The 25,666-nt window shown below is 67.3% G+C and carries 27 protein-coding genes; 11 read left to right on the top strand and 16 right to left on the bottom strand.

What is annotated here, in order from left to right:
- Positions 1–75: 75 nt before the first annotated feature.
- Complete coding sequence (locus ASE28_RS19200) at positions 76–282, bottom strand: oxidoreductase-like domain-containing protein (RefSeq protein WP_057268063.1); 207 nt, start codon at positions 280–282, stop codon at positions 76–78.
- A gap of 20 nt (positions 283–302) precedes the next feature.
- Entirely contained in the window at positions 303–542 is a 240-nt protein-coding gene (locus ASE28_RS19205) for a hypothetical protein (RefSeq protein ID WP_057268064.1), read from the bottom strand.
- Positions 543–657: 115 nt separating this feature from the next.
- On the opposite strand from ASE28_RS19205, the gene ylqF reads away from it, so the two are divergent.
- Both ylqF and ASE28_RS19215 read left to right on the top strand, forming a co-directional pair.
- Positions 658–1,641 carry a ribosome biogenesis GTPase YlqF gene (gene ylqF / locus ASE28_RS19210; protein WP_057268065.1) on the top strand — a complete coding sequence of 328 codons (984 nt, stop codon included), beginning with the start codon at positions 658–660 and terminating at the stop codon, positions 1,639–1,641.
- Positions 1,642–1,754: 113 nt separating this feature from the next.
- Positions 1,755–4,046: a bifunctional diguanylate cyclase/phosphodiesterase gene (locus ASE28_RS19215; RefSeq protein WP_057268066.1), complete on the top strand. Its 2,292-nt coding sequence runs from the start codon at positions 1,755–1,757 to the stop codon at positions 4,044–4,046.
- Positions 4,047–4,122: 76 nt separating this feature from the next.
- Here ASE28_RS19215 and ASE28_RS32625 read toward each other — a convergent pair whose 3' ends face one another.
- Positions 4,123–4,266: a hypothetical protein gene (locus tag ASE28_RS32625; protein WP_164470725.1), complete on the bottom strand. Its 144-nt coding sequence runs from the start codon at positions 4,264–4,266 to the stop codon at positions 4,123–4,125.
- 118 nt (positions 4,267–4,384) lie between these two features.
- Positions 4,385–4,837 carry a RidA family protein gene (locus tag ASE28_RS19220; protein ID WP_057268067.1) on the bottom strand — a complete coding sequence of 151 codons (453 nt, stop codon included), beginning with the start codon at positions 4,835–4,837 and terminating at the stop codon, positions 4,385–4,387.
- 88 nt (positions 4,838–4,925) lie between these two features.
- On the opposite strand from ASE28_RS19220, the gene soxR reads away from it, so the two are divergent.
- Positions 4,926–5,393 (top strand): redox-sensitive transcriptional activator SoxR, encoded by a 468-nt coding sequence (gene soxR / locus ASE28_RS19225; RefSeq protein WP_235516171.1) that lies wholly within the window; start codon positions 4,926–4,928, stop codon positions 5,391–5,393.
- A gap of 122 nt (positions 5,394–5,515) precedes the next feature.
- Here the strand turns inward: soxR and ASE28_RS19230 are convergent, their stop codons facing one another.
- Positions 5,516–8,620 carry a WD40 repeat domain-containing protein gene (locus ASE28_RS19230; RefSeq protein ID WP_082608154.1) on the bottom strand — a complete coding sequence of 1,035 codons (3,105 nt, stop codon included), beginning with the start codon at positions 8,618–8,620 and terminating at the stop codon, positions 5,516–5,518.
- Between the two features lie 111 nt (positions 8,621–8,731).
- Here ASE28_RS19230 and ASE28_RS19235 point away from each other — a divergent pair, with 111 nt between their 5' ends.
- Positions 8,732–9,670: a succinylglutamate desuccinylase/aspartoacylase family protein gene (locus ASE28_RS19235; RefSeq protein ID WP_057268068.1), complete on the top strand. Its 939-nt coding sequence runs from the start codon at positions 8,732–8,734 to the stop codon at positions 9,668–9,670.
- 32 nt (positions 9,671–9,702) lie between these two features.
- Here ASE28_RS19235 and ASE28_RS19240 read toward each other — a convergent pair whose 3' ends face one another.
- Positions 9,703–10,044, bottom strand: coding sequence for an HPF/RaiA family ribosome-associated protein (locus ASE28_RS19240; protein ID WP_057268069.1), 342 nt, complete (start codon positions 10,042–10,044; stop codon positions 9,703–9,705).
- Between the two features lie 231 nt (positions 10,045–10,275).
- On the opposite strand from ASE28_RS19240, the gene ASE28_RS32175 reads away from it, so the two are divergent.
- Entirely contained in the window at positions 10,276–10,443 is a 168-nt protein-coding gene (locus ASE28_RS32175) for a hypothetical protein (protein WP_157422045.1), read from the top strand.
- A 95-nt stretch (positions 10,444–10,538) separates the two neighbouring features.
- Positions 10,539–10,943, top strand: coding sequence for a hypothetical protein (locus tag ASE28_RS19245; RefSeq protein ID WP_057268070.1), 405 nt, complete (start codon positions 10,539–10,541; stop codon positions 10,941–10,943).
- A 34-nt stretch (positions 10,944–10,977) separates the two neighbouring features.
- Here the strand turns inward: ASE28_RS19245 and ASE28_RS19250 are convergent, their stop codons facing one another.
- Complete coding sequence (locus ASE28_RS19250) at positions 10,978–11,862, bottom strand: LysR substrate-binding domain-containing protein (protein ID WP_057268071.1); 885 nt, start codon at positions 11,860–11,862, stop codon at positions 10,978–10,980.
- Positions 11,863–11,971: 109 nt separating this feature from the next.
- Here ASE28_RS19250 and ASE28_RS19255 point away from each other — a divergent pair, with 109 nt between their 5' ends.
- The gene (locus tag ASE28_RS19255; protein WP_057268072.1) at positions 11,972–12,382 is read left to right on the top strand and encodes a hypothetical protein; all 411 of its coding nucleotides are present in this window, start codon (positions 11,972–11,974) and stop codon (positions 12,380–12,382) included.
- 214 nt (positions 12,383–12,596) lie between these two features.
- On the opposite strand, the gene gloA is transcribed toward ASE28_RS19255, so the two are convergent.
- Entirely contained in the window at positions 12,597–13,034 is a 438-nt protein-coding gene (gloA, locus tag ASE28_RS19260) for a lactoylglutathione lyase (RefSeq protein ID WP_057268073.1), read from the bottom strand.
- A 76-nt stretch (positions 13,035–13,110) separates the two neighbouring features.
- Complete coding sequence (locus ASE28_RS19265; protein WP_057268074.1) at positions 13,111–13,527, bottom strand: hypothetical protein; 417 nt, start codon at positions 13,525–13,527, stop codon at positions 13,111–13,113.
- A 152-nt stretch (positions 13,528–13,679) separates the two neighbouring features.
- Here ASE28_RS19265 and ASE28_RS19270 point away from each other — a divergent pair, with 152 nt between their 5' ends.
- Positions 13,680–14,597: a LysR family transcriptional regulator gene (locus ASE28_RS19270; protein WP_162262264.1), complete on the top strand. Its 918-nt coding sequence runs from the start codon at positions 13,680–13,682 to the stop codon at positions 14,595–14,597.
- A gap of 105 nt (positions 14,598–14,702) precedes the next feature.
- On the opposite strand, the gene ASE28_RS19275 is transcribed toward ASE28_RS19270, so the two are convergent.
- Both ASE28_RS19275 and ASE28_RS19280 read right to left on the bottom strand, forming a co-directional pair.
- Positions 14,703–17,747 (bottom strand): FAD-binding and (Fe-S)-binding domain-containing protein, encoded by a 3,045-nt coding sequence (locus ASE28_RS19275; protein ID WP_057268076.1) that lies wholly within the window; start codon positions 17,745–17,747, stop codon positions 14,703–14,705.
- A gap of 12 nt (positions 17,748–17,759) precedes the next feature.
- Entirely contained in the window at positions 17,760–18,458 is a 699-nt protein-coding gene (locus ASE28_RS19280; RefSeq protein ID WP_057268077.1) for a GntR family transcriptional regulator, read from the bottom strand.
- Positions 18,459–18,580: 122 nt separating this feature from the next.
- On the opposite strand from ASE28_RS19280, the gene ASE28_RS19285 reads away from it, so the two are divergent.
- The 3 genes from ASE28_RS19285 to ASE28_RS19295 all read left to right on the top strand — a co-directional run bounded on the left by ASE28_RS19285 (position 18,581) and on the right by ASE28_RS19295 (position 21,810).
- The gene (locus ASE28_RS19285) at positions 18,581–19,822 is read left to right on the top strand and encodes an alanine--glyoxylate aminotransferase family protein (protein ID WP_057268078.1); all 1,242 of its coding nucleotides are present in this window, start codon (positions 18,581–18,583) and stop codon (positions 19,820–19,822) included.
- A 230-nt stretch (positions 19,823–20,052) separates the two neighbouring features.
- Positions 20,053–21,030, top strand: a complete 978-nt coding sequence (locus tag ASE28_RS19290; protein ID WP_057268089.1) for a tripartite tricarboxylate transporter substrate binding protein — start codon at positions 20,053–20,055, stop codon at positions 21,028–21,030.
- A gap of 6 nt (positions 21,031–21,036) precedes the next feature.
- Entirely contained in the window at positions 21,037–21,810 is a 774-nt protein-coding gene (locus tag ASE28_RS19295; RefSeq protein ID WP_057268079.1) for a fumarylacetoacetate hydrolase family protein, read from the top strand.
- On the opposite strand, the gene ASE28_RS19300 is transcribed toward ASE28_RS19295, so the two are convergent.
- The 5 genes from ASE28_RS19300 to ASE28_RS19320 form a co-directional block, all read right to left on the bottom strand.
- The gene (locus ASE28_RS19300; protein ID WP_057268080.1) at positions 21,807–22,349 is read right to left on the bottom strand and encodes a DUF924 family protein; all 543 of its coding nucleotides are present in this window, start codon (positions 22,347–22,349) and stop codon (positions 21,807–21,809) included. The genes ASE28_RS19295 and ASE28_RS19300 overlap by 4 nt on opposite strands.
- A gap of 59 nt (positions 22,350–22,408) precedes the next feature.
- On the bottom strand, positions 22,409–23,209 hold the full coding sequence (locus tag ASE28_RS19305) for a class III extradiol ring-cleavage dioxygenase (RefSeq protein ID WP_057268081.1): 801 nt from the start codon (positions 23,207–23,209) through the stop codon (positions 22,409–22,411).
- Between the two features lie 170 nt (positions 23,210–23,379).
- Positions 23,380–23,613, bottom strand: a complete 234-nt coding sequence (locus ASE28_RS19310) for a hypothetical protein (RefSeq protein WP_057206684.1) — start codon at positions 23,611–23,613, stop codon at positions 23,380–23,382.
- A gap of 105 nt (positions 23,614–23,718) precedes the next feature.
- Positions 23,719–24,648: a DMT family transporter gene (locus ASE28_RS19315; protein ID WP_082604439.1), complete on the bottom strand. Its 930-nt coding sequence runs from the start codon at positions 24,646–24,648 to the stop codon at positions 23,719–23,721.
- 189 nt (positions 24,649–24,837) lie between these two features.
- On the bottom strand, positions 24,838–25,383 hold the full coding sequence (locus ASE28_RS19320) for an MgtC/SapB family protein (protein WP_057268082.1): 546 nt from the start codon (positions 25,381–25,383) through the stop codon (positions 24,838–24,840).
- Between the last annotated feature and the right edge of the window lie 283 nt (positions 25,384–25,666).

Genomic DNA, 25,666 nt, shown 5'->3' on the forward strand with positions numbered 1-25,666 from the left:
CCCGTCCTTGAAACAAGCAAATAGCAACCACAGCCCACGAGCCCAAACAGCAAGACACGAGCCGCCAGGCGCGCATCAACCCAACTGCAGCAACGCCTCCTCGCGCCAGTAATCGGCCGCATCCAGAAACCCCTCCCACACACAGCCATTGCACCCCCGCCCACAGCAACTCGTAGGCTCGGGCGGTGGCGCGCGCAAGGTGATGCCCGCCGCCCCAGCCTGCTGCTGCAACTGTGCAAACATCGCCTGGGCCGAGGCGGCGTTGGTCGCGCGGGCGGGCATGGCGGGGGCGGTGGTGCCGCTCACGGCTTGCGCTTGGCCCTGCGCAGCAGGTAGTTCACGATGAAGCCGCCGCCCAGCACCAGCGCGAACCAGCCCACCAGCGTGGCCTGGGCCATCAGGTCGCGCACGCTGCCCGAGCGCGCCACGTAGGGCGCCAGCAGGATCACCAGGCCGATGAGGGCGCAGGTGACGCCCTTGAACAGCATCTCCTTGTCGGCCTTGGCCTGGGTGGAGGTGCGTGGGGTGTTGTTGGTTGGCATGGAAATGAGGGCAAAAGCGGGCGCCGAAAAACCGCGCGGAAAGCGCTGGGGCCAACCGCGATTATCCTTCCCACCCTGATTCCCGCTCCGCACGCTCAAGAAAGTACCCCCCCGCATGGCCATCCAGTGGTTCCCCGGTCACATGCACCTGACCAAGAAAGCCATCACCGAACGTGTCAAGGACATCGACGTGGTGATCGAGGTGCTGGACGCGCGCCTGCCCGGCTCCAGCGCCAATCCGCTGCTGGTCGAGCTCACGGGGCACAAGCCCACGCTCAAGGTGCTCAACAAGCAGGACGTGGCCGACCCGGCGCGCACGGCGCTGTGGCTCGACTGGTACAACGCCCAGCTCAGCACGGGCGCCGTGGCGCTCGATGCCTCCGAAGCCGCGCCCGCGCGCAAGCTCATTGACGGCTGCCACCGCCTGGCGCCCAACCGGGGCGGCATGGCCAAGCCCATGCGGGTGCTGATCTGCGGCGTGCCCAACGTGGGCAAGTCCACGCTGATAAACACCCTGACCAACAAGCGCCAGGCCAAGACCGGCGACGAGGCCGGCATCACCAAGATCGAGCAGCGCATCACGCTGGCCGACGACTTCTACCTGTGGGACACGCCCGGCATGCTCTGGCCGCGCATCATCGTGCCCGAAAGCGGCTACAACCTGGCCGCCAGCGGCGCCGTGGGCCGCAATGCCTACGACGAGGAACTGGTGGCGCTGGAGCTGCTGCGCCGCCTGCAACAGCACTATGCGCCGCTGCTGGAGGCGCGCTACAAGCTGGGCCTGCCTGAAGGCGCCATGGCCACCATGCACGACGAGGAACTGCTCGAAGCCATTGGCAGGAAGCGCGGCGCCATGCTGGGCGGTGGCCGGGTGAACCTGCAAAAGACGGCCGAGATCGTGATGACCGACTTTCGCACCGCCATCCTGGGGCGCATCACGCTGGAGACGCCTGACGAGTTCGAGGCCTGGCGCGCCGTGGGCCTGGCCGAGGACGCCAAGCGCCAGGCCAAGAAGGACGCGCGCGCCAAGTCCAAGGGCAAGGGCTCGGGCGTGCGCGAGCCGGCACCTGGCGACGACAGCGGCGACGCCGGCTCATAAACCCTTCGGGTGACGGGCGGCTGAACTGGCTGTTCGGCCGGTGGCAATTGAGGACTCGATAGGCGCGGTGTATCGCGTTACCATGGTCACCACCGGTTGCCACCGCTTACACCATGCGCGCTGTTGCCCACCTGCTGCCCTCTGAGCGAGACGACGCCACCACGCAGCAGTTGGTGCGGGCCGGCTCGTGGGTGGTCGCGATCACCGGGACCCTGATCGCCGCGCTGCTGCTGCGGGACAGCCCCCTGTCCTGGACGCACGTGCTGCTCAACCTGGGTGCGGGCGGCATGGGCGCCCTGGCCGTGGTGCTGGGCCGCATGGGGCGTTGGCACCAGGCGGCGCTGGTGCTGGTCTGGGGGGTTTGGGGCGTCGTGGCACTGGTGGCGGCCAGCAATGGCGGCCTGCGCGGGCCCAACCTGCTCAATTTTCCGGTGCTGATCGTGTTTGCGGGCTGGATTCTGGGCGCACGCGCCACGCTGTGGCTCACCGGCTGCACGGGTGTGCTGCTGCTGTTCTTCCTCTGGGCCGACCTGCGCGGCCTGCTGCCGGACGCACGCTATGGCAACCGCCTGGCCTACCTGGCCTACCTCACCGGCGTGCTGGCCGTGACGGCCGCCGCCACGCTGCTGTCGCGGCGAAGCTACCTGCGCCGTGTGCAGGAGGCGCAGCACACCGCGTCGAGCCTGGCCGCCAGCGAGGCCGAGCTGCGAAAGCTGCTGCGCGCCGTGGAGCAAAGCCCCGAGAGCATTGCCATCACCGACCTGACCGGGCGCATCGAGTACGTCAACGCCGCCTTCCTGGCCCGCACGGGCTATGCGCGCGACGAGGTGCTGGGCCAGCCCTCGGCCGTGGTGTCGAGCAACGGCATGGCCGCAGCCCAGCGCCTGGGCCTGCGCGACACGCTGGCGCGTGGCGAGAACTGGGCGGGCGAGCAGGTCAACCGGCGCAAGGACGGCGCGGAGATCATCGAGGCCGTGGTGGTGGCGCCCATTCGCCAGACCGACGGGCACATCAGCCACTACGTGGAGCTCAAGCAGGACATCACCGAGCGCAAGCGCGCGGCCGAGGAGATCCACCGCCTGGCGCATTTCGACGCGCTGACCAGCCTGCCCAACCGCCGGATGCTGGTGGACCGGCTGGCCACCCTGCAGTGGCGCACGGGGCGTGCGCCCGGCGCACCGGGGGCCCTGCACGCGCTGGTGCTGCTGGACCTGGACCGTTTCACCACCTTCAACGACGCGCGCGGCAGCGAGATGGGCGACCGCCTGTTGTGCGCCGTGGCGCTGCGCCTGTCGGAACTGCTGCCCGAGCAGGGCCTGCTGGTACGGGTGGCCGGCGACGAGTTCGCCATCGTGCTGCACGACCTGGCGACCCAGGGGCCGCAGGCCAGCCGCCGCGCGCTGGCCTTTGCCGAGCAGGTGCAGGCGCGGCTGCTGCAGCCGTTGCGCCTGGAGGGCTATGCCGACGAGGCGCAGCTCGGCGCGAGCATCGGCATCACGCTGTACCCGCAGAGCCCGGCCGACTCGCCCCAGGAGGCGCTGCGCCGCGCGGGCACCGCGCTGCACCGGGCCAAGCAGGCGGGGGGCGGGCGCTCGGCCTTCTTCGAGGAGGGCATGGGCGAGGCGGCGGAGCAGCGCTTTCAGGTGGAGCGCACGCTGCGCCAGGCGATTGCGGGCGACGAGCTGCGGCTGTTCCTGCAGTCGCAGGTGGATGCGCAGGGGCAGCTCACGGGGGCCGAGGTGCTGGTGCGCTGGCAGCACCCGCGCGATGGCCTGCTGGCGCCCGGCGCCTTCATCCCCATCGCTGAAGAGTCGGACCTGATCGTGAACCTTGGCACCTGGGTGCTCGCGCATTCGCTGGCGCTGCTGGCCTTGCCCGCCATGCGCGAGCGGGGCCTGCGCCTGTCGGTCAATCTCAGTGCGCGCCAGTTCCGCCAGGCCGGCTTCATACCGCAGCTGCGTTCGCTGCTGGCGGCCTCGGGGGCCGATCCGTCCCTGCTCACGCTGGAAGTCACCGAGGGCCTGGTGATCGACGATTTCGACGATGCCGTGGCCAAGATTCGCGAGCTGGGCGCGCTGGGGGTGGAGTTTTCGCTGGACGACTTTGGCACGGGCTACTCGTCGCTGGCCTACCTCAAGCGCCTGCCGATCCGCGAGATCAAGATCGACCGCAGCTTCGTGCACGAGGCCCCCACCAACGCCGACGACGGGGTGCTGGTCGAGGGCATCCTGTCGGTGGCCAGCCACTTCGGGTTGCGCGTGGTGGCCGAAGGGGTGGAGACGCGGGCCCAGGCCGACTTTTTGCGCCAGCGTGCGCCCGGCATCTTCTACCAGGGTTATCTGTTCGGCCGGCCCGAGCCGCAGGAAGACTGGCTGGCCAGGCTGGCTCCGGGCCCCCTCGTCTGAATTCAAAAAAGAAAGCCCCCGCTGCCTGTGGTAGCGGGGGCTTTCTTTCGGTACGGCAAGGGGGCGCCGGACTTTCTTACTTGTTCTTTTCCTTGCCGCGTGGCACGACGGCCGTCACGGGCGGCATGGGGCGGTCGGAGCCGTGGGATTCCTTGGGAATCGACGTGTCCTTCTTGGGCTTTTTCGCCATCTTGTTGCTGCGCTGTTCACCTTTGGCCATGGGTCCTCCTGTGTGGGTCTCCGGATGGGACCGCTGCGCAGCATGGTACGCCACAACCGGGGTGGTCGGGATGACGGGGTGGGGCTCTTTTTTCAGGGTGCCGGGCAGCGTGGTGGTGTCATGCCTGCGCGGCTGCAACCACGGCCGTGGCCTCCACCTCGACCAGCATGCCGTCGAGCGCCAGGCGCGGCACGGGGATCAGCGTGCAGCCGGGCGTGGGCGCATCGCCCCACACGCGGCGCGCGGCCTCGGTCCACAGGGCCAGGCGGGCCTCGGTGTGGTCCACCACCAGCAGCGTGAGCCGCACCACGTCATGCACGCTGGCGCCCGCCGCCTCCAGCACCGTGCGCATGTTGGCCAGCGCCTGCGCAAGCTGCTCGGCAAAGTCGGGCGACAGCTCGCCCGCCTGGTTTTCGCCGCCCTGGCCCGAGGCATAGACGGTGCGGCCCGCCGCAGGCGCCACCACCACATGCGTATAGCCGTTGGGGGCAGGGTCGTACACGCCCTCGGGGTTGATGTGGGCGAGCGTGGCGGCGTGGGCCGGGGTCAGGCGCGAAGCGATCTGCAACATGGGTGTGGTCCTGAAAATCGTGGAAGAGGCTGTTAGTATTCAACCTCAAGTTAAGTTGAGGTCAACGGGCACTTTTCGGAGCAGGGTCATGAAGCAGCACGACGACGCACACGGCGATTCCATGGCAGAGCTGGCCGCCGATCTTTCGGTGGGCGAGGTGGCGCGGCGCAGCGGGCTGGCGGTGTCGGCCCTGCATTTCTACGAAACGCGCGGCCTGATCGCCAGTGTGCGCAACGCGGGCAACCAGCGGCGCTACCCGCGCTCGGTGCTGCGCCGGGTGGCGGTGATCAAGGTGGCCCAGCGCATGGGTGTGCCGCTGGCGGCCATCGGCGAGGCGCTGCAGGCCCTGCCCGCTGGCCGCACCCCCACGGTGGCCGACTGGCGCCGGCTTTCGGAGCGCTGGCGCGAGGACCTCGACGAGCGCATCCGCACGCTCACGTCACTGCGCGACCAGCTCGACGGCTGTATCGGCTGCGGCTGCCTGTCGCTCAAGGTCTGCCCGCTGCGCAATGCCCAGGATGCGCTGGCCCAGGAAGGGCCCGGTCCGCATTTCTGATACGGATTTGCCTTCAACCGTCCAACGTCGTTGGTTCGCCTTGCCGTGCTACAGCACTGTCTGCGGCTTCCCGCCTAGCTATACGGTCGAATGCAAATCCGTATGAGCGGTCGGGCGAGGGCTCACCAGCGCAGTGGTGTGGGCTCGTTGTCCCAGAAGATCCAGCGGCGTACCTCCATGTAGGGCGAGGTACCGATGGAGTAGGGGTCCAGCCCCGTCTCCGTGCGCTGCAGCACGGCCAGGTAGCCGCCGTAGCTGCCCACCAGCAGCGTGCTGCCGTCCCCCGAAGCCTCAATGGCGCTGATACTGCTGCCCACGTGGTGGCGCCACAGCGTGCTGCCCTCATCGTCCATGGCATGCACGTAGCCGCTGGCGTCGCCCATGGCCACCATGCCGGGCAGCGTGGCCGAGGCGTACACGCGCCATTGGGCGTCGACCACCGTGCCCTCGGTGTCGTCCGCCGCATCCACGGGCGTGGCGATGGTGATGCCGTTGTACAGGTGGCAGGAGTTGAACCACAGCCGCGTGCCGTCGTGCGAGAAGCGCGCGTGGTGCGGGTACGAGGACTGGGTGCTGAGCGTGCGCAGCGGCCGGCCGTCCTGCGCGCTGAGCAGGATGTGGGCGCTGTCCTGGTCGCCCAGGGCGATGAAGCGCTCATCGGGCGACAGGGCCATGTGCAGCATGTCCATGGCCAGCAGGCTGCCCGGGGGCTCGCCGTCGGCCGCATCCTGGTGGTTCTTGGGCCAGGTGTAGGGGCCGCCATCGTCCGCGTCGCCATCGCCCTCGTCGAACTCCTGCGGGTGCAGGCGCTGCACGCCGTGGGCCGCGCTGACCAGGTACACCCCGGTGGGGTTGCGCAGCAGCACGCGCTGGCCGTCGTTGAAAGGAATGATCTCGTCGCAGCGCTGGCCCAATGATCCTGCTACCAGCCCCATGGATTCGGGGATGCCCTCGTTGCCCCGTGGCAGCGGCAACTGCGCAATCTGCGCGCCGCCAAAGCCCTGGTGCGTGGTGATGTGGATGCCGTCGCTCTGCGCAAAGCAGCTGCCGTCGGCCGAGCGCCCCAGGCCCTTGAGCGCTGGCAGCGAGGTGGGCACTGCGCCATCGATCTGCACCCAGTGCGCCGATTCACTGTAGCTGGGGCCGATGCGCGCGAGGATGCGGCCATCGGCCAGCAGATAGACCGGGCCGATGAACTGCCCCGCCTTGGCCGCCGTGCGCACATAGGCATCGGGGGCAAAGGCAAAGCGCTGGCGAAAGCGCGCGGCCAGCGCTTCGTCGGCATGCCGGTTCACCAGGCGCGCGAGCTGCAGCACCGTGGGCGCACTGGCCTTGCGCGGGTCTTCCGGCAGGTCGGCGGTGGGCTCGTCTTCATCTTCATCTTGCGCGCCGTCGTCGCGCTCCTGCTCGCGGGCGGTCATCGCGAACTGGTGCGCGCGGATCGCGGCCACATAGGTTTCGCCGCCGCTCTGCCATTGCCCGGACAGCAGCATCAGCTCGACCGGGAACACGGCAGAATCCGGCAGGTCGTCGGCCAGGGGCGGCGTGGCCAGCAGGTGCACGGCCGTTTCGATACGGCGCTGTTCTGCCTGGTGCGCCTGCTGCTGCTCGTGCGCGCCCTGTATTTGGGCCTCTACCTGGGCGTAGATGCGCAGCAGCCGGGCAATGTGGTCCACCGCACCGCGGGGCAGTGTGGTGCGGGCCTCGCTTTGCCGCTGGGTGTACTTGAACTCCACCACCGGCGGGCCCGCGCGGGCCTCGTCGATGTCGAGCTGGTAGGCGCCGTAGGCATCGTCCGAATCGTCGCCGGGCCGGGGTTCGCCGTTCTCCCAGCTCAGCTTGAGCGCGCGGCCATAGGGCTCGCCCTCGTGCAGGCAGGGCTGGCGCGCACCCACCCACACGTCGCCATGCCACTCGCCGTTCTTGTCGCTGTCCCACCAGTCGTTGTACTCCTCGGTGAAGTAGGGCAGGCTGGTGAACTGCTCGATGCGCCGGGGCGTGAGCTCGGCCTGCAGCCGGTGGTATAGCGGGTAGCCGGCGCGCGACTGGCCCACCGCAAGGCGCACATAGTCGAGCACGCCGCGCCAGGCCCGGGTAGCGGCCTCGCGTGCCTCGGCCGGCGCCTCATCGTCCAGCACCTTCCAGCCGTCGGGCGTGCCCTCGGTGTAGCCGCGGTAGATCAGCGTGGCCACCTCGGTGAACGGGATGGGCCGGCGCAGCACGGCAGCCGCCAGGCGTGCCAGCAGGCCTGTGCGCTGGGGCTCGCGCTCCACCGAGAGGTAAAAGTCCCAGGTCTTCCAGACGGTGATGAACACGTTGTTGTCGCGCTGGTCGCCATCGGCATCCACATGCCGGCGGCACAGCGAAAAGTCGGTCTGGCCAAACCAGCCGGGCGCCTTCTTCTCCTTGTGCGTGACGATGGGCGAATTCACCACCGCCAGGATGTTGGCCACGCTGATGGCTTCATCGGCAAAAAGGTCGCTGGCCAGCGGCATGTCGGCGGTGATTTCAGCGCTGGCACGCAGGGGGCTCTCACCCGCGCGCACGGCCTCCACCATGCGGTCGCGCGACAGCAGGGCGCCGATGCCGTCCGCCCCGTCGTCGATGCCATCGAAGAACTCGGGCGCAAACACCAGGCCTGCCACCTCGGCGGAAAACTCCGCCAGGCTGGGCACGCCGCGCGCTTCGTCGAGCAGAAATTCCACCTGCTCGCCGCCCGCCACCTGCACGTGGTATTCGTCGGTGAACAGCGCCACGCGCGCGGTAAGGCCGCCGTTCACCTGCAGGTCGCCGTGGTTGTAGTGGCCCCAGAGCAGTTCGTCCACCGTGAGCGCGCCCTGCACGTACACCAGTTGCCCGCCGATCACCGCGTGCTGCACGTGCAGGCCGCCCAGCACCACCAGGTTCGTCGTGCCATCGGTGTCGCTGGCGGTCAATGCGCCGTCGATGCGCAGGCTGCCTTCGATGAGGACCAGGTAAGGCGCGCGGCGGGGCAGGATCACCGGCTCGGCCTGGCCCTGGGCCAACCGGTGCAGGCCGCCATCGGCCACGAGCGGTGTGTCCAGGTGCAGCTCGGGCCACTGCACGTCCCCCGCGATCCAGGCGGCGGTTTCATCGGCCAGTTCCTCGGGGTCATCGCGCAGGCGCCTGGCGATCCAGGCATCGGCCGGGAGCAGGTGGGCTACATCGGCCAGGGGGACGAAACTCAGGCTGGGCAGGCTGGGCATGGTGCTTTCAGGGCGATGAACAGTCGGCGGGCATCGTACACCGCGTGCAAGCGCTGCGTTTTGGGTCGACAATGATGTGTTGTCTTATTAATTAATCGCTCCATCACAGCCATGAGTCAGAACCCGCCCCTGTTTGAAGTGTTGCCCCGCGACCTGTCCGCCTACCGCCAGGGCAACGTCGGCATCGACTATGTGCACCGCTTCGAATCGGGCAAGCCCGGCCCCCATGTGCTGATCAATGCGCTCACGCACGGCAACGAGATCTGCGGCATGGTTGCGGCCACGCACCTGCTCGACAGCGGCGTGCGCCCGCTCATCGGCACGCTGACCATCAGCTTCGCCAACGTCGCTGCGTATGAGTCGTTCGACGAGTCGCGGCCTTTCGAGAGCCGCCAGCTGGTGCACAACCTCAACCGCGTCTGGTCGGCGGCCGAGCTCGACGGCAGCGACGACAGCCCCGAGCTGCGCCGCGCGCGCGAATTGCGCCCGGTGGTGGCTGCGGCCGACCACATCCTCGACATCCACTCCACCAGCCAGGACGTGCCGCCCTTCTGGGTCTACCCGGCGTACGAGCGCAACTCGGCGGCGGCCCTGGCCATCGGCCTGCCGCCCGTACACATGGTCATGCCCAATGGCCTGGGCTCGGGCACGCCGCTGATCCAGCACGGCCGCCACGGCCAGGCCCTGGGCGATGCCGGGGTGGCGATGGTGGTCGAATGCGGCCAGCACTTTTTGAAATCGGCGGCCGACCTGGCCACCCTGGTGGCGCAGGATTTCATCGCCCACTTCGGCCTGACCGCCCCGCGTGCCGACCGCGCCGCCCCTGACGCGCAGCGCCGCTTCGAGCTGCTGGAGACCTGCATGGTGCTCACGCCGGACTTCGCGTTCACCCGGCCACTGGAAGGCTTCGAGACCTTCGCCAAGGACGAGCTCATCGCCACCGACGGCACCGTGGAGATCCGCGCGCTGTGCGACGACTGCACGGTGATGATGCCCACGCGCGAGCCCATCGTGGGGCGCGAGGCGGTGTACCTGACGCGGCCGATCTGAGGGGCTGACGCCGCGCAGGCGCGGCCTACCCCCTACGCCTCAAGCGCAGGCGGGTTCCTGCGGGGTCTGCGCGCTGGTGTGGCGCGGCGCATGGTGCGCAGCACGTGCCGGGCCGCGCGCGCCAGCGCTTCGTCCAGTGCAGTGCGCCAGTCCTTGGCTGCCGACGACACCACCACCGATCCCGCGCCATCCGTGCGCAACTCGATCTGGCAGCGCTTGTCCAACCCGCCCCGGGGGCCGTTCACGTCGGCCAGTTGAACATCGGCACGCGGCACCAGCGCTTTGAGGCGCCGAAGCGCAAAGCGCACCCGGCGCTCGACGGCCTCGCGCATCAACGCAGCATCGGGATGGCGGGACTTGAAAAGTATCTGCATCAGCGTTCTCCTTGGGTTGGAGTGCGCACCTTAGCCCGCGCAGTGTGGCGGTAACAGCAGGTTTTTTCTGCAGGCAGTATCAGTAAAGCCTGTGGTTGGCGTAGGCATCTTTCTGATTCAGGTTCGGTAAAACCGATGCAGGTGTCATGAAAAACCTGCTTCTTGAAGCACCCTGGTGGCCGCACATTCAAGCTTGTTCCAACCACTGCAAGGTGCTTCATGAAGCCATTGATGTCTGTCCATTCCCTGCTGAACTCGCTGCGTGCCAAGGTGCTGCAGTGGGTCTGGCCGTGGTCGCAAGGGCGCAGCGCACTGCTGCGTGCACCGGCGCTGGTTCCCATCCGGGTCCATTCCTCCCAGCGCGAACACCCGCGCCGCCGCTACCGCTACCGCGACTGAGCCTCTGGGCATGCGTCCCGCACCTGCACCCAGAACCCACCCTTGTGGCATGGCCACACCGTCCTGAATACAAAGCCCCCGAGAAGGAAAAAATCATGCGCAGCTACCCCCACAACAGCCCCGAAGCAGCAGCCCGTATCGTTGCCCTGTTGCTGATCTCCGACGGCAACGTCAGCCGGCAGGAGCTGGAGGCCCTTTACGGCCAGGACATCGAGCGCGAAATCGGCCTGGCGCCCGGCGACTTCGCCCAGGTGCTGCACACCCTGTGCGAGGACCTGCTGATGGCCGCGCACGAGCGCCGCCTGCTCACCGGCAGCATCGACCAGGCCACCCTGGACGCGCTCATGGCCGAAGTGACCGACCCTGGCCTGCAGCACAAGGTGCTGTTCTTTGCCGACGCCGCTGCCATGGCGGACCGCCACGTTGCGGCTGAGGAGGCATGGATCATGCGGGCCGCGCTGACGCAATGGCGCATCGGCAAATTGCCTGCGCACAGCTGAGGCAGCGCACCGGCTGCGCACTACCGCGGCGCAGCTACGGTGCGCGTGCAGCGTCCACCATCTGGCGCACCAGCGGGTGGTGCTGCCCGCGGCGTGACCAGATGGCATGCACCTCCTCGCTGATGCCGGGGCAATCGCCCAGCAAGCGCAGCCCGCGCACCAGCCCCACGTCCTGGGCACCCAGCTGGCTGACCGGAAACACCCCCAACCCCCGTGCCGCGAACACGGCCAGCAGGGCGCTGTCTTCAAACTCGCCCACCACCCGGGGCTGCACCCCGATGTCCTGGAACCAGTGGTCCAGCGTGGAGCGCAGCGGCGAATGGAAGGTGGGCAACAGCACCGGCAGGTCCTGCAGCGACTGTGGAAACCGGTCGCGCGTGCTCTTTCGGACCAGCGAGGCCGGCCCGTACCACTGCAGCGCGGAGCGGGCGATCCGTTCGCTGGACAGGCGTTGGTTCGGATTGCGCGGCGCGGCCTGCCCGGCCAGCACCACGTCCAGTTCGTGCAGCGCCAGCTCGGACAGCAGCTCGTCGAACTCCCCCTCGTGGCACACCAGGCGCAGGTGCGGGGTGGCCAGCACCGGCTCCAGCAGCGCATGTGCTGCCAGCTTGGAGATGCCGTCGGACAGCCCCACCGAGAGCCGCGCGACCTTGGCGCTGGCCGCTTCGCGCACTTCATCGGGAATGCTCTGCCCCAACTGGAATATCTCTTCGGCCCGCGCATACGCCGCCTGGCCCGCCTCGGTCAGCGCCACCCCGCGGCCGGCTGGCTTGAGCAACTGGTGCCCCAGGGCCTTCTCCAGATCGCGCACCTGCGCACTGATGGTCTGCACCGCCATCTCCAGGCGGTCGGCGGCGCGGGCAAAGCCGCCTTCCTTGGCAACCATCCAGAAATAGTAAAGATGGCGGTAGTTCAGCATGCGGTCTCCGGTTCGGAAAAACCGAATACTAGATTCGGCTGAGCCTGGTGTCTATTCCGTTCCACCATGCCCATACTTGGCGCTTGATATTTCAGAAAGACAACGTTCCATGTTTTACGCAATCAGCTGGTTTCTGTCGTTCATGCTGCTGGCCCTGTGGTCACTGGCCTGCTGGGGCGCGCACGCGGTGACGGTCTGGGCGGTCGGCAGCGCCGGCGCCCTGGCCGGCGGTACTGCCGCCATGGATGCAGTCCTGCTGCCCGAGTGGATCAAGGTCTGGATACCGCCCCAGTTGGCGCAGGAGTTCGGCGGCGTGATTGCCTCCGTGGGGGGCGTCGTGCAGGCGGCGCTGGAAACCGTGCCGGCACTGTCCGGGGCTGTCTCGGTACTGGCCTGGGTCATCTGGGGGCTGGGTGCACTGGCGCTGATGGCGCTGGCCGTGGGAGCGCATGTGCTGATTGCGGTGCTCAGGCGCCGTACGACGGGTTCCGGCCTGTCGGGAGTGTCCGCCGTGAGATGACGCGGGGCTGATTCGGCTCGTCCCTCTGCCTACGCCGAGGGGGCGGGGATCGATGGGGAGCAACGATCTGCAGCCGCAACGTTCAGCGCTCCAACCATCGCCTTGCGATGCAGCTTGGTCATATGTCGGATGACCTGATATGGCCTGGTGGTGGGAGCACCCATTCGGACGGGTGGTATGCCGCCTCGTGAGGATCTCCGGGGTGTTTGCAGGGCTACTGCTGGACCAATTCAATCCGGTAGCCGTCCGGGTCCTGGATGAAGGCGATGTGTTCGATGTCTGTCCGGTCTGGCGACATTTCAGAGAGGGGGCCGGGTTGGCGGATGACCGTGGCGCCGGCGCGCTCAAGCAGTCTGCAAGTCGCATGAACGTTGCTGCATCCTACTGCGATGTGCCCGAAGGCATCCCCAATGGCATAAGTCCGGTCGCCCCAGTTGTGCGTCAGCTCGATGACCGCGGCTGTGCTTTCCTCCCCGTATCCGAGAAAGGCCAGAGTGAATTGCCCCTGCGGGTAGCGCTCCTTGCGCATCAGTGTCATTCCCAGCAGCCTGGTATAGAAGTCCACGGAACGCTCTAGGTCGTAAACCCGAAGCATGGTGTGTAACAGGCGCGTGGGTCGGCCATTGAATGAAGTCTCTGCGATGTTGGTCATGCTCTGGCCTGTGCGGCTTGTGGGGATTCGTGAACTGGCTGCCCATCGGCGGATCGGCAGCCAGTCGGGAGCTTTGTCAGCCTCGGGCTGCCGCAGCGCCCAGTTCTTCGTTGGTGAAGGCCTTGCCACCAATGCCCCACATGCCGTCGATGGCGTACTTCAGGTTCACCCAGATTTTTTCGCGCGGGTGCTTGCCGTCGCAGGCGTCGTAGACGATCTGCGTGGCCTCGGCCACATAGGCTTCCTGAATCTCTCTGGACGCAAAAGCGAAGGCTGGCGTCAGCCACTCGACGATGGCGACAGGTGTGGGCTTCAAGCCCGCAAATGTGCTGTCGGCAGAAACGTCGGCAATGTGTCCAATCACATTGGGTGTGAAGAATTTGTTGCCGGTCAAGCCGTGCAGCTTCAAGAAAGCTTCAGAGAGCCGGGCCATCGTCGTATGTCGGCGGTCTTTCGGCAGAAGACCTTCGGTGATGATGAGTGTGAGTGGCATTTTTTCTCCAGGAATGATTTGCTGGGTGCATGACTCTGCGTGGCTCGGTCTTGCGCTGTGCACGGGACATCCGCGCTGGCGTACTGTGCGATGTCCACGGTGTTGTGGAAATCCTTTGCGCAGATCAATGCTTGTGCAGAAAATGCACAACCATGAATGATTTGAGCCTGGATGATTTTTCTTTGTTTATGCAAGTGGCGAACGCGCAGTCGTTCTCAACGGTTGCACGTGATCGCAATGTTGCCCCTAGCCATGTTTCGCGAAGAATTGCGCGCATTGAGGCCGCTTGCGGTTTGCGGCTTGCCCATCGAACTACCCACAGCCTGTCCTTGACAGAAGAAGGGGAAGTTTTTCTGGAGCACGCCCGCAGAATCCTTGATGAAGTTGGCCAGCTTCAGGACGGTATTGGCGGGCGCAGCAATAGCATTTCGGGCATGGTGCGAATCAGCGTGAGCCAGTTGCTGTCGGAGTATGTGGTGATCCCCCGCTTGCACAAACTGGCCGACCTCCATCCCGGGCTGTCCCTGGAACTGCAGGTGGAAGATCGCTTGGTGGACATGGCGGACGAATCGATAGACATCGCCATTCGCGCGGGCGCTGAACCTGCTCAGGCTGCAATTGCCAGAACGCTGGGTACACATGGCCGTGCCCTCTATGCATCACCAGCCTACTTGCGCAAGTGGGGCACTCCGAAGTCGATCGACGACTTGTCAGAGCACCGACTTATCTCCAATGCGGCCACCAGGTCCCACAATCGATGGGAGTTTCATTGCGACGGGGCTCCAGTCACCTTGGAAGTGCAGGGGAATGTGCGTGTGAACAGCAGCGCCTCTGTCATTTCTCTGGCACTGTGCGGAGCCGGAATCGCGCGAATCAATGACGTTGTTGGCAACGCTCTTGTTGAAGAGGGGCGGCTCCGTCCAGTCTTGGGCAAGCTCATCCGTCCGGGTAGCAGCCCTGTGTATGCTGTGATTTTGAGCACCAGGCACAGGGCTCCCAAGATACTGGCAGCGATGGCCTTTCTTCAATCCTGCTTTTCGGAATTCAGAGAGCCGGCAAGGAAGTCCTGACCTATGGACTTCTCCGCCCGCGCATCAATGATGAAGCGCGAACTTTGGCCCATAGCAGAACTGAAATACCGGGCGCCACCCTATTCATTCCGCAGCGAACCCACTTCACACCCGCAGCCCATCCAGCAACCGCGCCACATGCACCGCCTCGCGCTGCGCACCGTCGGCAATCTGGTGCCGGCAACTCGTCCCGTCCGCCACCACGATGGCATCGGGGTTCTTGCGCACTGCGGGCAGCAGCGTGGTCTCGGCCATCTGCATCGACACCTCGTAGTGCGATGCCTCGTAGCCAAAGCTGCCGGCCATGCCGCAGCAGGAGCTTTCGATGAGGTCGGGCGCGGCGCCGGGAATCAGGCGCAGCACCTCCAGGATGGGGGTCACGGCGCCAAAGGCCTTCTGGTGGCAGTGGCCGTGCAGCAGGATGGGTTTGCCTGCGGGCTTGAAGGATGGCGCAAAGCGGCCGGCCTTGGCTTCGCGGGCCAGGAATTCCTCGAACAACAGGGCTTGCTGGGAGACCGTCACGGCCTTCTCGCCCAGGCCCATCACCAGGGCCTCGTCGCGCAGGGTGAGCAGGCACGAGGGCTCCAGGCCCACGATGGCGATGCCGGCCTCGGCCAGGGGCAGCAGGGCGTCGATGAGTGCGCCGGCCTTTTTCTTGGCTTCATCGACCATGCCGGTGGCCAGGTACGTGCGGCCGCAGCAGTGGTGGCCGCCGGCCTTTTCCACGGTGTGCAGCACATAGCCGGCCGCGTGCAGCACGCGTGCGGCGGCCAGGGCATTCTCGCTCTCGAAGGTGCCGTTGAAGGTGTCCACAAACAGCACGGCGGCCTTGCGGCCTGCCTGGGCGGCGGCGATGGTGTCTTGCTTGCTGCTGAACAGCGCCTTGTCGTGGCTGCGCCAGAAAGTGTCGCTGCGCCATTCCGGTAGCGACCGCTTGGCCGAGAAGCCCAGCAGCTTCTCGCCCAGCCAGGCGGCGCCGGGCACGGTGTTGCGCAGGTTGAGCAGCCAGGCGAAGTGGCTGGCGGTGCGCGCGTAGCCGGGCAGGTGGGCCACCAGCCGGTCCTTGAGCGTGTGGCCGTGGCGGCGCTTGTAGTGGTCCAGAAACTCGACCTTCATCTTGGCCATGTCCACGCCCGTGGGGCAGTCGCGCTTGCAGCCCTTGCAGCCCACGCACAGGTCCATGGTGTCGTGCATGGCTTCGCTGGTGAAGGCGTCGGGCCCGAGCTGGCCCGACACGGCCAGGCGCAGGGTGTTGGCGCGCCCGCGCGTCAGGTGCTGTTCGTCGCGCGTCACGCGGTAGCTGGGGCACATGGTGCCGGCGTCGAACTTGCGGCAGTGGCCGTTGTTGTTGCACATCTCCACGGCCTTGGCAAAGCCGCCGGTCACATCGCCGCCGGTGCCGGGGGCGGTGGTCACCTCGGTCACAGGGTCGGCCTGCACGTTCCAGGCGGACCAGTCGAGCACGGGGGTGAGGGGGATGCGCTTGTAGGGTTTGGGCGCCGTGGGCGGGGCAAAGCGGAACAGCGCGCCGTCGTCCATCTTGGGCGGGTCGATGATCTTGCCAGGGTTGAACAGGCCGATCGGGTCCAGGTGGTTCTTGATGGCGCGAAACGCCTCGTTGATCGCCGGGCCGAACTGCCATTCGATCCACTCGCCGCGGCACAGCCCATCGCCATGCTCGCCGCTGAAGGCGCCCTTGTACTTGCGCACCAGGGCGCTGGCCTCTTCGGCAATGGCGCGCATCTTGGCGGCACCATCGGTGCGCATGTCGAGGATGGGGCGCACGTGCAGCGTGCCCACCGAGGCGTGGGCGTACCAGGTGCCGCGGCTGCCGTGCCGGGCGAACACTTCGGTCAGGCCGTCGGTGTATTCGGCCAGGTGTTCGAGCGGCACGGCGCAGTCCTCGATGAAGCTCACGGGCTTGCCGTCGCCCTTGAGGCTCATCATGATGTTCAAGCCCGCCTTGCGCACCTCCCACAGGTTCTTCTGCGGGGCCTCGTCGGGCATTTCCACCACGCTGCCGGGCAGGCCCAGGTCGCCCATCAACTCCACCAACTGGCGCAGTTGCGGCAGCAGGGCGGCCTTGTCGGCGCCCGAGAACTCTACCAGCAAAATGGCGGCGGGCTTGCCGATCAGGGCCGTCTCCACCGTGGGGCGAAAGGCCGGGTTGGCCAGGGCCAGCTCGATCATGGTGCGGTCCACCAGCTCCACCGCCGTGGGGCCGAGCTTGACGATGTGCTGCGCCGAATCCATGGCCGCGTGGAAGGTGGGAAAGTTGACGATGCCCAGCACCTTGGCGCGCGGCAGCTCGCTGAGCTTGAGCGTGAGGCTGCGCGTGTAGGCCAGCGTGCCCTCGGACCCCACCAGCAGGTGCGCCAGGTTCACGCTGCCGTCGGCGGTGTAGGGCTTCTCGCTCTGGTTGTCGAAGATGTCGAGGTTGTAGCCCGCCACGCGGCGCATCACCTTGGGCCAGTGCTCGGCGATGTCGCTGCGGTGCTGCAGCGCGAGCTGGTGCACATGCTGGGCAATGGCCGTGGCGCGCGGGCCCAGCGTGGCCAGCGGGCCAAAGTCCACCAGCTCGCCGTCGCTCAGCCAGGCGCTCGCGCCCAGCACGTTGTGCACCATGTTGCCGTAGGCGATGGAGCGCGAGCCGCAGGAGTTGTTGCCCGCCATGCCGCCCAGCGTGGCCTGCGCGCTGGTGGACACATCCACCGGATACCACAGGCCATGGGGCTTGAGCTGGGCGTTGAGGTGGTCGAGCACGATGCCCGGCTGCACCGTCGCCGTGCGGGCTTGCACATCCAGCTCCAGCACGTTGCGGAAATGCTTGGTGTTGTCGATCACCAAGGCTGCGCCCGTGGTCTGGCCGCACTGGCTGGTGCCGCCGCCGCGCGCCAGCACGGGCACCTTGAGGTCGCGCGCGATGTCGATGGCCACGGCGATGTCGCGCTCGGTGCGCGGCACCAGCACGCCGGCCGGCATGATCTGGTAGATGGAGGCATCGGTCGCGTAGCGCCCGCGCGAGCCGGCATCGAACAGCACCTCGCCCTCGGTCTCGGCGGACAGGCGCCGCGCCAGCGCCTCGCAGGTCTCGTTCGGGGGCAGGGTGGTACCGGCTGGCTGCAGGGTGCTGGCGGGTTCGATGCGCATGGGGAGGGGGTCCTAGGTAGAGGCTTTTCGCTTGGGCTTGGGGTAGATCTCGCCGGCGCGCAGCAGCTCCAGCACGGTGTCGCGCTTGCGCAGCACGTGCACCACCAGCACCCGGCGCATGGCATCGGCGTCGTGGGCGGCCAGGGCTTCGATCATCTGTTCGTGCTCGGCCACGGCCAGCTTCCACTTGGCTTCGTTCTGGTTGGTGCGAAAGCGCAGCGACTGCACGCGCGCGTCGATGGAGCGGTAGGTGGCCGTGAGCACCGGGTTGCGCGCCGCCGCGTTGATGGCGGTGTGGATGTTGTTGTTGATGCGGTAGTAGCCCGACAGGTCGCGCCGGGCGAAGCAGGCCATCATTTCGTAGTGCACGGCGCGCAGCTCGGCCAGCTCTTCATCGCCGATGCGCTGCGCGGCCAGTTCGCCCGACATGCCTTCGAGCATGGCCAGCACCTCGAAGGTGTTCATCACGTCCGCCTCGGTGAGCTTGACGGCCACCGCGCCCCGGTTGGGCAGCAGGTCCACCAGGCCTTCGGCACCCAGCAGCTTGATGGCCTCGCGCAGCGGGGTGCGCGATACGCGCAACTGCTCGCTCAGCTCGCGTTCATTGAGCTTGGCGCCGGGCGCGATCTGGCCTTCCACCAGCATGGTGCGCAGCCGCGCAGCGACCTGGTCGTGCAGCGCGAGGCGGGAGATTTCAATGATTTCAGCCATGGATTGCCTTCTTGATTGAATTTTGCATGCAAAAATTTGGCGGTGCAATCCGCTGATTAAAGGGTATTCCCGCATGCAATTGTGTTTTTTGCATGCAAAACTGAAAGCAGAAAGGACGCTCCATGCTTCAACTCGACTTTCATCCCACCGGCCGCCACTTCCTGCAGATTCCGGGCCCGAGCCCGGTGCCAGACCGCATTTTGCGGGCGATGAGCCTGCCCACCATCGACCACCGGGGGCCCGAATTCGGGGGTCTGGGGCTGAAGGTGCTGTCAGGCATCCAGCAGATCTTCCAGACCCGCCACCCCGTGGCGATCTACCCCGCGTCGGGCACCGGCGCATGGGAAGCGGCCCTGTGCAACACCCTCAGTGCGGGCGACCATGTGCTGATGTTCGAGACCGGGCACTTCGCCTCGCTGTGGCAGAAGATGGCCACGCGGCTCGGTATCTCCACCGAGTGCCTCACCTGGGAGGGCAAGGATGAGCACCTGCCCCTCGCCGGTGGCTGGCGCCGTGGCGTTCAGGCCGACCTGATCGAGGCCCGCCTGCGCAAGGACACCGAGCGCAAGATCAAGGCCGTGTGCGTGGTGCACAACGAGACCTCCACCGGCGTGACCTCCGACATCGCCTCGGTGCGCAAGGCCATCGACGCGGCAGGCCACCCGGCCCTGCTGATGGTGGACAGCATCTCGGGCCTGGCCAGCGCCGACTTCCGCCACGACGAATGGGGCGTGGACGTGACCATCAGCGGATCGCAGAAGGGCCTGATGCTGCCCCCGGGCATCAGCTTCAACGCCCTGTCGCCGCGCGCGCTCGAAGCCTCGAAGACGGCCACGCTGCCGCGCGCCTTCTGGGCCTGGGACGAGATCGTGGAGATGAACAAGGACGGCTACTGGCCCTATACGCCCAACACCAACCTGCTCTATGGCCTGTCCGAAGCGCTGGACATGCTGCTCGCCGAGGGCCTGCCCAACGTCTTTGCGCGCCACCAGCGCTGGGGCGCGGGCGTGCGCGCCGCCGTCAACGCCTGGGGCCTGCCCATCCAGTGTGCCGACCCTGCGGTGTATTCGCCCGTGCTCACCGGTGTGATCACGCCCGAAGGGGTGGATGCCGATGCGCTGCGCCGCCTGATCCACCAGCGCTTCGACCTGTCGCTGGGGACGGGCCTGGGCAAGCTCAAAGGCCGCATGTTCCGCATGGGCCACCTGGGCGATAGCAACGACCTGACGCTGATCGCCATGGTGGCGGGCGTGGAGATGGGGCTAAAGCTCTCGGGCGTGGCCCTGGCCGGCAGCGGCGTGCAGGCAAGCATGGACTACTTCGCCAGCCATGCGGCGCCTGCCGCGCTGAAGAAGGCGGCCTGAGTCCGGCCCCCTTGTTTTCTTCCTGCAGATGGATTGACGGCCGGCGCCTGCGGGAGGCGCTGGCCGCTGGCATGTGTTGACCCGCTTGCGGCCCCTGGCGGCGCAGCGGTGGATTCCTCGATGGATCGATAGACCCCGTGTTTCATGCCACCGGCCGTGCTGCCGGGGCTTTGCTGAGTTCATTCAACCCGGCCTGCACAAAAAAGGGCCAACGAAGGAGACAAGCGATGATGAAAAGACGTTCCCTGATCCAGTCCGCGGGCGCGGCGGCGGCCACGCTCGGCGCGCCGCGCCTGTTCGCGCAGGAGTGGCCCAGCGGCCCGGTGCGCATCATCGTGGGCTTTCCGCCCGGGGGTGGCACCGATGCGCTGGCGCGCGTGGTGGCGACCAAGCTGTCGACCATGTGGAAGCAGTCGGTCATCGTGGAGAACAAGGCCGGTGTCTCGGGCGTGCTGGCGGCCGAGTACGTGTCGCAGCAGCCCAGCGACGGCAGCACGCTGCTGATGGCGCACATCAACAGCCATGCCCTGGCGCCCAGCCTGCAGCCCAAGCTGCGCTACGACGTGCAGCGCGACTTCGTGCCCATCGTGATGGTGGGCGTCACGCCCAACCTGCTGATCGCCGGTCCGGGGCAGAAGGCCCTGACCGTCAAGGAGATCGTGGCGCTGTGCAAGGCCGACCCCGGCAAGGTGAGCTTCGGCTCGGCAGGCCCGGGATCGGCCCAGCACCTGGCGCTGGAGATGTTCAAGCTGCAGGCGGGCGTGGATGCGCTGCATGTGCCCTACAAGGGCAGCGCGCCCGCGCTGGCCGACCTCATGGGCAACCAGATCCAGTACTGCTTCGAGACGATGACTGCCGCCACCCCGCACGTGAAGAGCGGCAAGGTGGCCGCCGTGGCGCAGACGCGCACCAAGCGGGCCAAGGGGCACCCCGGCGTGCCGACCATGCAGGAGCAGGGCTTCAACGGCTTCGAGGCCACCACCTGGTACGGGCTGGCCGGGCCGGGCAAGCTACCATCGGGCATCGCCGACAAGATCAACCGCGATGTGAACACCGTGCTGGCCATGCCCGACGTGCAGGAGCGCATGGACACCTACGGTGCCGAGGACGGCGGTGGATCGCGCGACAAATTCAAGGACTTCATCGCCACCGAAATCGCCAAGTGGGGCAAGGTGGTGAAGGAAGGCAACGTCAAGGTAGAAAGTTGAACAACGATGGCTGAGCAAGACCCGACGACCGGATTGACCCAGGCCCTGGTGGCCGCATGGCAGGCTGGGCACACCATCAGCGCCTTGCCCTGGGGTGGGGCGCTTGCCGATGCGCCTGCGGCCTATGCCGTGCAGGAAGCGGTGGGTCATGCCATGGGCTGGTTCCCTCCGGGGCCGGCGCGGCACTGGAAGTCAGGTGGGGCCAACCGCCAGGCCGTGCTCACGCATGCACCGCTGCCGCCAGCGGGCGTGCGTAGCAGCCCGGCGCAGTATGCCGACATGCAGTTCCACACCATCGGCATCGAGGCCGAGATCGCGCTGCGCCTGGGCCAGGCCGTCTCGCCCGCGCAGGCGGCGGCGCTCACGCCCGATACCGCAGGCATGTTCGTCGATGCCATGGCTGTGTCCATCGAGATCGTGGATTCGCGCTGGGCCGAGGGCGGGGCCGCACCGGCCCTGCTGCGCCTGGCCGATCTGCAGTCGCACGGCGCGTTGGTGCTGGGCGAGTGGTTGCCCTATGTGGCGCGCGACTGGGCGGCCCAGCGCTGCGTGGCCCGCATCGGCACGCGCGAGCCGGTGCTGCGCACGGGCACGCATCCGCTGGCAGACCCGGTGTGGCTGCTGCCCACCTGGCTGCAGCACGCCACGCGCAACGGTGCGACCGTTGCGGCCGGTACGGTGGTGACCACCGGGTCGTGGGTGGGGCTGCTGCCTGCTGCCAGGGGTGAGTCGGTGGAAGTCGAATTCGACGGCGTGGGCCGCGCTTCCCTCACGCTTTAGAAAGACGATCCCGGCTGCGCGAGGAATGCCGTTTCCTCCGCCGTCGAGACCCGCCCCAGCACCTGGTTGCGGTGCGGGTAGCGGCCAAAGCGCTCGATGATCTCGCGGTGCTTGATCTCGAAGGCCAGGTTGTTCTCCAGCCCCGGCTGGTCGAACAGCTCCATGGCGTGCAGGTGGATCACCAGCGATTCGCTGTGCATGTAGGGCATGTAGGCAAAGGCGCGCTGCGCGACGGGCAGTGCGTGGTGTTGCCCGCTGGCCACCAGCTCCTGTGCCAGGGTCAGGGCCTGCGCATCCTGCGCAAACGCCTGTGCGGTATCGCGGTAGATGTTGCGGGAGAACTGGTCGAGCACGATGATCTCGGCCAGCCGACCTTCGGGCGTGGCGCGCCAGGGCGCCAGCTCGCACTGCCTTGCGGCGTGCAGCGTGGCGCCGAAGCGGGTGGCAATGGTCTGGTCGAGCACCTCGTCCTTCTGGAATTGCTGCTGGGGCGTGAGTTCCTGGAACCAGAATTGGAGAATGTCTTCTTCGCGGTGCATGGGCAATGGATCTGCAGAGGGGCACCCATCATAGGTGCAGGGGCGTTGAAAAAGGCCTGTCAGCCGAACTGGTAGGAGGCCATGGCCACCTCCATGACATGGTCGACAAAGACCCGGTGGCCCACGTCGGCACCGGCGGCGCCTGCCACCACCATCAGCGGAATCAGGTGGTCCTCCTGCGGATGCGCCAGGCGTGCGCCTGGGGCCTCTTGCCAATGCACCAGCATGTCATTGCGCTGCTGCGCGCTGGGGGCGGTGATGGCCGTGTTCAGGAAGGCCTCGAAGGCCTCTGCCACGGGCGTGGACTGCGTCCGGCCAAAGCCGCGCATGTTGTGGTACGTGAGGCCGCTGCCCATGATGAGCACGCTTTCGTCCCGCAGCGGCGCGATGGCCTGGCCCAGGCGGATGTGCTCCGCCGGGTCGTAGCTGGACTTCATCGACAGCATGACCACCGGCACATCGGCCTCGGGGTACATCAGGCTCAGGGGCACGAAGGTGCCGTGGTCGAAGCCGCGGTGGGCGTCTTCCTTCCAGCCGATGCCGGCGGTGGTCAACAGCTCGCCGACGCGTCCCGCGATTTGCTTCGACCCAGGGGCCTTGTACTGGATGCGGTAGGTGTGCTCGGGAAAGCCGGAGTAGTCGTACTCCATGGGCGGGTGCTCGGCGGTGGAGATGGTGAACTCCTGCGCCTCCCAGTGGCCGGTGATGACGAGTATGGCCTTGGGCCTGGCGGGCAGCAGGCCAGGCATCTTTGCAAACTCGTGTGCCGTCTTGGCGAACAGCTGCTTCATGCCATCGACCCATGGCCAGGGGCCGCCGCCGTGCGAGACGAAGAAGGTGGGAAAGGTGGGGGTGGTCATGCGGCTCCTTGGCCCGGGGGAGAAGTGGGGGTTCCCGGTGCGATGGATCCAATATAGGGTCCATCAGGAGGTGCACAAGCCGACATGGCCGGGACACACTGTCCGGCAGGCAGGACAATCAAGGCCCGCTCCACACCTTGCTGTCTTGGCTGGAGCGGGTGCGGGCGTGTTCAGTGCTTCGTCAGGCGGATCTTACCGTCGCGGACGTACTGGTTGTACTGGTCCTTCGGTATCGCGGCCGAGCCTGCGATGTCGTCCTCGACCGACCAACTCAACGTGGTGCTGTCGGGTGACGTGATCAACTCCACCGGACCTTCGGGGATGGTGATGGGCGCGCCATCGCCGGGCGTGTAGGTCACATGGCCGTGGATGGTGGCGTGCTGGGTGTGTGCTGGTTGTGTCATGGCAAATCCTCATGCGGCAGGGCCGCTGTTGGCATTTTTCCATTACAGCGTTGCGCGCGCCCGCGCATTGTGGGACCACGCGCCGTGGCGGTGCGGGCCAGGGGCTCAAGGTGGCAGCACCGCCTGCTGGTTGCGCTCCGTGCGCACCAGGTACAGCCCGCTGCCGATGATGATGGCCCCACCGATCAGGGTGTAGGCACCCGGCACGGCCTGCCACAGCACCCAGTCCAGCCCCATGCCCCAGGCCAGGGCGGTGTACTCGAATGGCGCGACGACCGAGGCCTGGCCGTGGCGGAAGGCCTCGGTGATCGCCAGTTGGCCGAGAAAGCCCGACACCCCCATGGCGGCCACCAGCGGCCAGTGGGATGCGTCCAACGCCTTCCACTGCGGCAGGGCCAGGGCCGTGGCGCCCAGGGCCAGCATGGCCGTGGTCCAGAACACCAGGCTGGCACTCGAATCGGTGCGCGTGAGCAGGCGCCCGGCGATGGCCGAGATGGCGTAGCCCGTGGCCGCGCCCAGCACGGCCAGCGCGCCCACGGAGAGCATGGCCTCCTGGCTCGGGCGCAGGGCCACCACCACGCCCACCAGGCCGAGCACGATGGCCACCCAGTGCGCGCCGCGCACCTTCTCGCCCAGCACCACGGTGGACAGAGCGGTGATGAGCAGCGGGGCGATGAAGAACAGCGTGTAGGCCTCGGCCAGGCCCAGCTCGCGCAGCGCAAAGGCGAACAGCGCCAGCATGGTGATGTTGATCGCGCCGCGCAGCAGGTGCAGCGGCCAGCGCACCTTGAGCAGGCCGCGCACCTCGCCGCGCCACAGCACGTACAGCGTCACCAGGGGCAATGCCGCCAGGCCGCGCATGGACGCGACCTGCATGGCCGGGTAGCTGCCCGACAGGGTCTTGAGCAGTGCGTCCATCACCGAAAAGCAGCCCACCGCCAGGCACATGGCGATGATGCCGCGCAGGTTGGCCGAGAGGGGCGCGGTGGCGGAGGTCTGGCTGGATGTGGCGGCCTGGGCGCTGGGCTCAGCCACCGGAGGCTCCTGGCAGGGCACTGGCTGCAAGGGCAGCCGGGGTCGGGTAGGGCGTCATGGCGGCAATCAATCGTAGGCAATGGACCGGTCCCCAACGCAGTGCGGGGCTTTGCAAAAAGTGTAGCCCAGGCCTGCTGCCAGTGGGCTGCCCGCATTCCCATGCCGCGAGACGCTTGCCCTGCCGGCTGGTCAATCGACCTTCGCTTTGTCCTTTTCTTTGCCACCGCGCTGCGAGCGGCCCTGCGTCGCGTCGTGCAGCATCGGGATGGCCCAGAGCACGGCCAGGGCCAGCACGGTGCTCAGCACCGCCGTCATCTCGCGCCCCAGGCCCGCGGCCACGCCGATGGCCGCCGTCAGCCAGATGCCGGCGGCGGTGGTCAGGCCCCGCACCTGGGACTCCCCATCGCCATCGCCCTTGAGGATGGTGCCGGCACCGAGAAAGCCAACCCCCGCGACGATGCCCTGGATCACGCGGCTGTTGTCCGCCGGGCCGATGCCGACCTGCTGCGCCACCAGCACGAACAGCGCGGCGCCCATGGCCACCAGCATGTGGGTGCGTATGCCGGCGGCCTTGCCTGCGTGCTCGCGCTCCCAACCGAGCAGGCCGCCGAGGATGCCGGCCACCATGAGCCGCACGACGATGCGGGTGGCTTCGCCGGCGTCGGGGACGTCGGAGAATTCTGAGGCGATGGTGGTGGCGATCTGTTGCCACCAGGCTTGGGATGGGTCAGCCATGGTGGCGGCCTGGTGGGTGAGGGTTGTGGTGGTGTGTTGTGGTTATGGGGGCGCGCATGGCATCTCCGGGTGCCGTGCCCACGGCGGGCACTGGCGACAATGTGCTTGCTTGTTGCTTGGGGCGCTAGCAGTGGAATGCGAGTTGGGGGGTAGGACGCGGCCGACGCTGAGTTGTGCGTTCATGGTTGCTGCGTGCCTTGGTTGAGGGCGGAGGCCGGGGTGTGCGCCCGGCGGCGCAGTAACTTTCTCTTGGCCGCCAAGAGGGTGTAGAAGAAATCTATTT

It is taken from the genome of Acidovorax sp. Root219 (assembly GCF_001428665.1).
Taxonomy (GTDB): Bacteria; Pseudomonadota; Gammaproteobacteria; order Burkholderiales; family Burkholderiaceae_C; genus Acidovorax.

Bases quoted from the DNA above. Each gene is read 5' to 3' on its own strand.
- ylqF (WP_057268065.1), top strand. From the start codon at position 658: ATGGCCATCCAGTGGTTCCCCGGTCACATGCACCTGACCAAGAAAGCC.
- gloA (WP_057268073.1), bottom strand. From the start codon at position 13,034: ATGACCAACATCGCAGAGACTTCATTCAATGGCCGACCCACGCGCCTG.
- ASE28_RS32625 (WP_164470725.1), bottom strand. From the start codon at position 4,266: ATGGCCAAAGGTGAACAGCGCAGCAACAAGATGGCGAAAAAGCCCAAG.
- ASE28_RS19320 (WP_057268082.1), bottom strand. From the start codon at position 25,383: ATGGCTGACCCATCCCAAGCCTGGTGGCAACAGATCGCCACCACCATC.
- ASE28_RS19250 (WP_057268071.1), bottom strand. From the start codon at position 11,862: ATGCTGAACTACCGCCATCTTTACTATTTCTGGATGGTTGCCAAGGAA.
- ASE28_RS19235 (WP_057268068.1), top strand. From the start codon at position 8,732: ATGAGTCAGAACCCGCCCCTGTTTGAAGTGTTGCCCCGCGACCTGTCC.
- ASE28_RS19310 (WP_057206684.1), bottom strand. From the start codon at position 23,613: ATGACACAACCAGCACACACCCAGCACGCCACCATCCACGGCCATGTG.
- ASE28_RS19305 (WP_057268081.1), bottom strand. From the start codon at position 23,209: ATGACCACCCCCACCTTTCCCACCTTCTTCGTCTCGCACGGCGGCGGC.
- ASE28_RS32175 (WP_157422045.1), top strand. From the start codon at position 10,276: ATGTCTGTCCATTCCCTGCTGAACTCGCTGCGTGCCAAGGTGCTGCAG.
- ASE28_RS19265 (WP_057268074.1), bottom strand. From the start codon at position 13,527: ATGCCACTCACACTCATCATCACCGAAGGTCTTCTGCCGAAAGACCGC.
- ASE28_RS19245 (WP_057268070.1), top strand. From the start codon at position 10,539: ATGCGCAGCTACCCCCACAACAGCCCCGAAGCAGCAGCCCGTATCGTT.
- ASE28_RS19275 (WP_057268076.1), bottom strand. From the start codon at position 17,747: ATGCGCATCGAACCCGCCAGCACCCTGCAGCCAGCCGGTACCACCCTG.
- ASE28_RS19205 (WP_057268064.1), bottom strand. From the start codon at position 542: ATGCCAACCAACAACACCCCACGCACCTCCACCCAGGCCAAGGCCGAC.
- ASE28_RS19270 (WP_162262264.1), top strand. From the start codon at position 13,680: ATGAATGATTTGAGCCTGGATGATTTTTCTTTGTTTATGCAAGTGGCG.
- ASE28_RS19215 (WP_057268066.1), top strand. From the start codon at position 1,755: ATGCGCGCTGTTGCCCACCTGCTGCCCTCTGAGCGAGACGACGCCACC.
- ASE28_RS19220 (WP_057268067.1), bottom strand. From the start codon at position 4,837: ATGTTGCAGATCGCTTCGCGCCTGACCCCGGCCCACGCCGCCACGCTC.
- ASE28_RS19285 (WP_057268078.1), top strand. From the start codon at position 18,581: ATGCTTCAACTCGACTTTCATCCCACCGGCCGCCACTTCCTGCAGATT.
- ASE28_RS19255 (WP_057268072.1), top strand. From the start codon at position 11,972: ATGTTTTACGCAATCAGCTGGTTTCTGTCGTTCATGCTGCTGGCCCTG.
- ASE28_RS19240 (WP_057268069.1), bottom strand. From the start codon at position 10,044: ATGCAGATACTTTTCAAGTCCCGCCATCCCGATGCTGCGTTGATGCGC.
- soxR (WP_235516171.1), top strand. From the start codon at position 4,926: ATGAAGCAGCACGACGACGCACACGGCGATTCCATGGCAGAGCTGGCC.
- ASE28_RS19300 (WP_057268080.1), bottom strand. From the start codon at position 22,349: ATGCACCGCGAAGAAGACATTCTCCAATTCTGGTTCCAGGAACTCACG.
- ASE28_RS19295 (WP_057268079.1), top strand. From the start codon at position 21,037: ATGGCTGAGCAAGACCCGACGACCGGATTGACCCAGGCCCTGGTGGCC.
- ASE28_RS19290 (WP_057268089.1), top strand. From the start codon at position 20,053: ATGAAAAGACGTTCCCTGATCCAGTCCGCGGGCGCGGCGGCGGCCACG.
- ASE28_RS19200 (WP_057268063.1), bottom strand. From the start codon at position 282: ATGCCCGCCCGCGCGACCAACGCCGCCTCGGCCCAGGCGATGTTTGCA.
- ASE28_RS19230 (WP_082608154.1), bottom strand. From the start codon at position 8,620: ATGCCCAGCCTGCCCAGCCTGAGTTTCGTCCCCCTGGCCGATGTAGCC.
- ASE28_RS19280 (WP_057268077.1), bottom strand. From the start codon at position 18,458: ATGGCTGAAATCATTGAAATCTCCCGCCTCGCGCTGCACGACCAGGTC.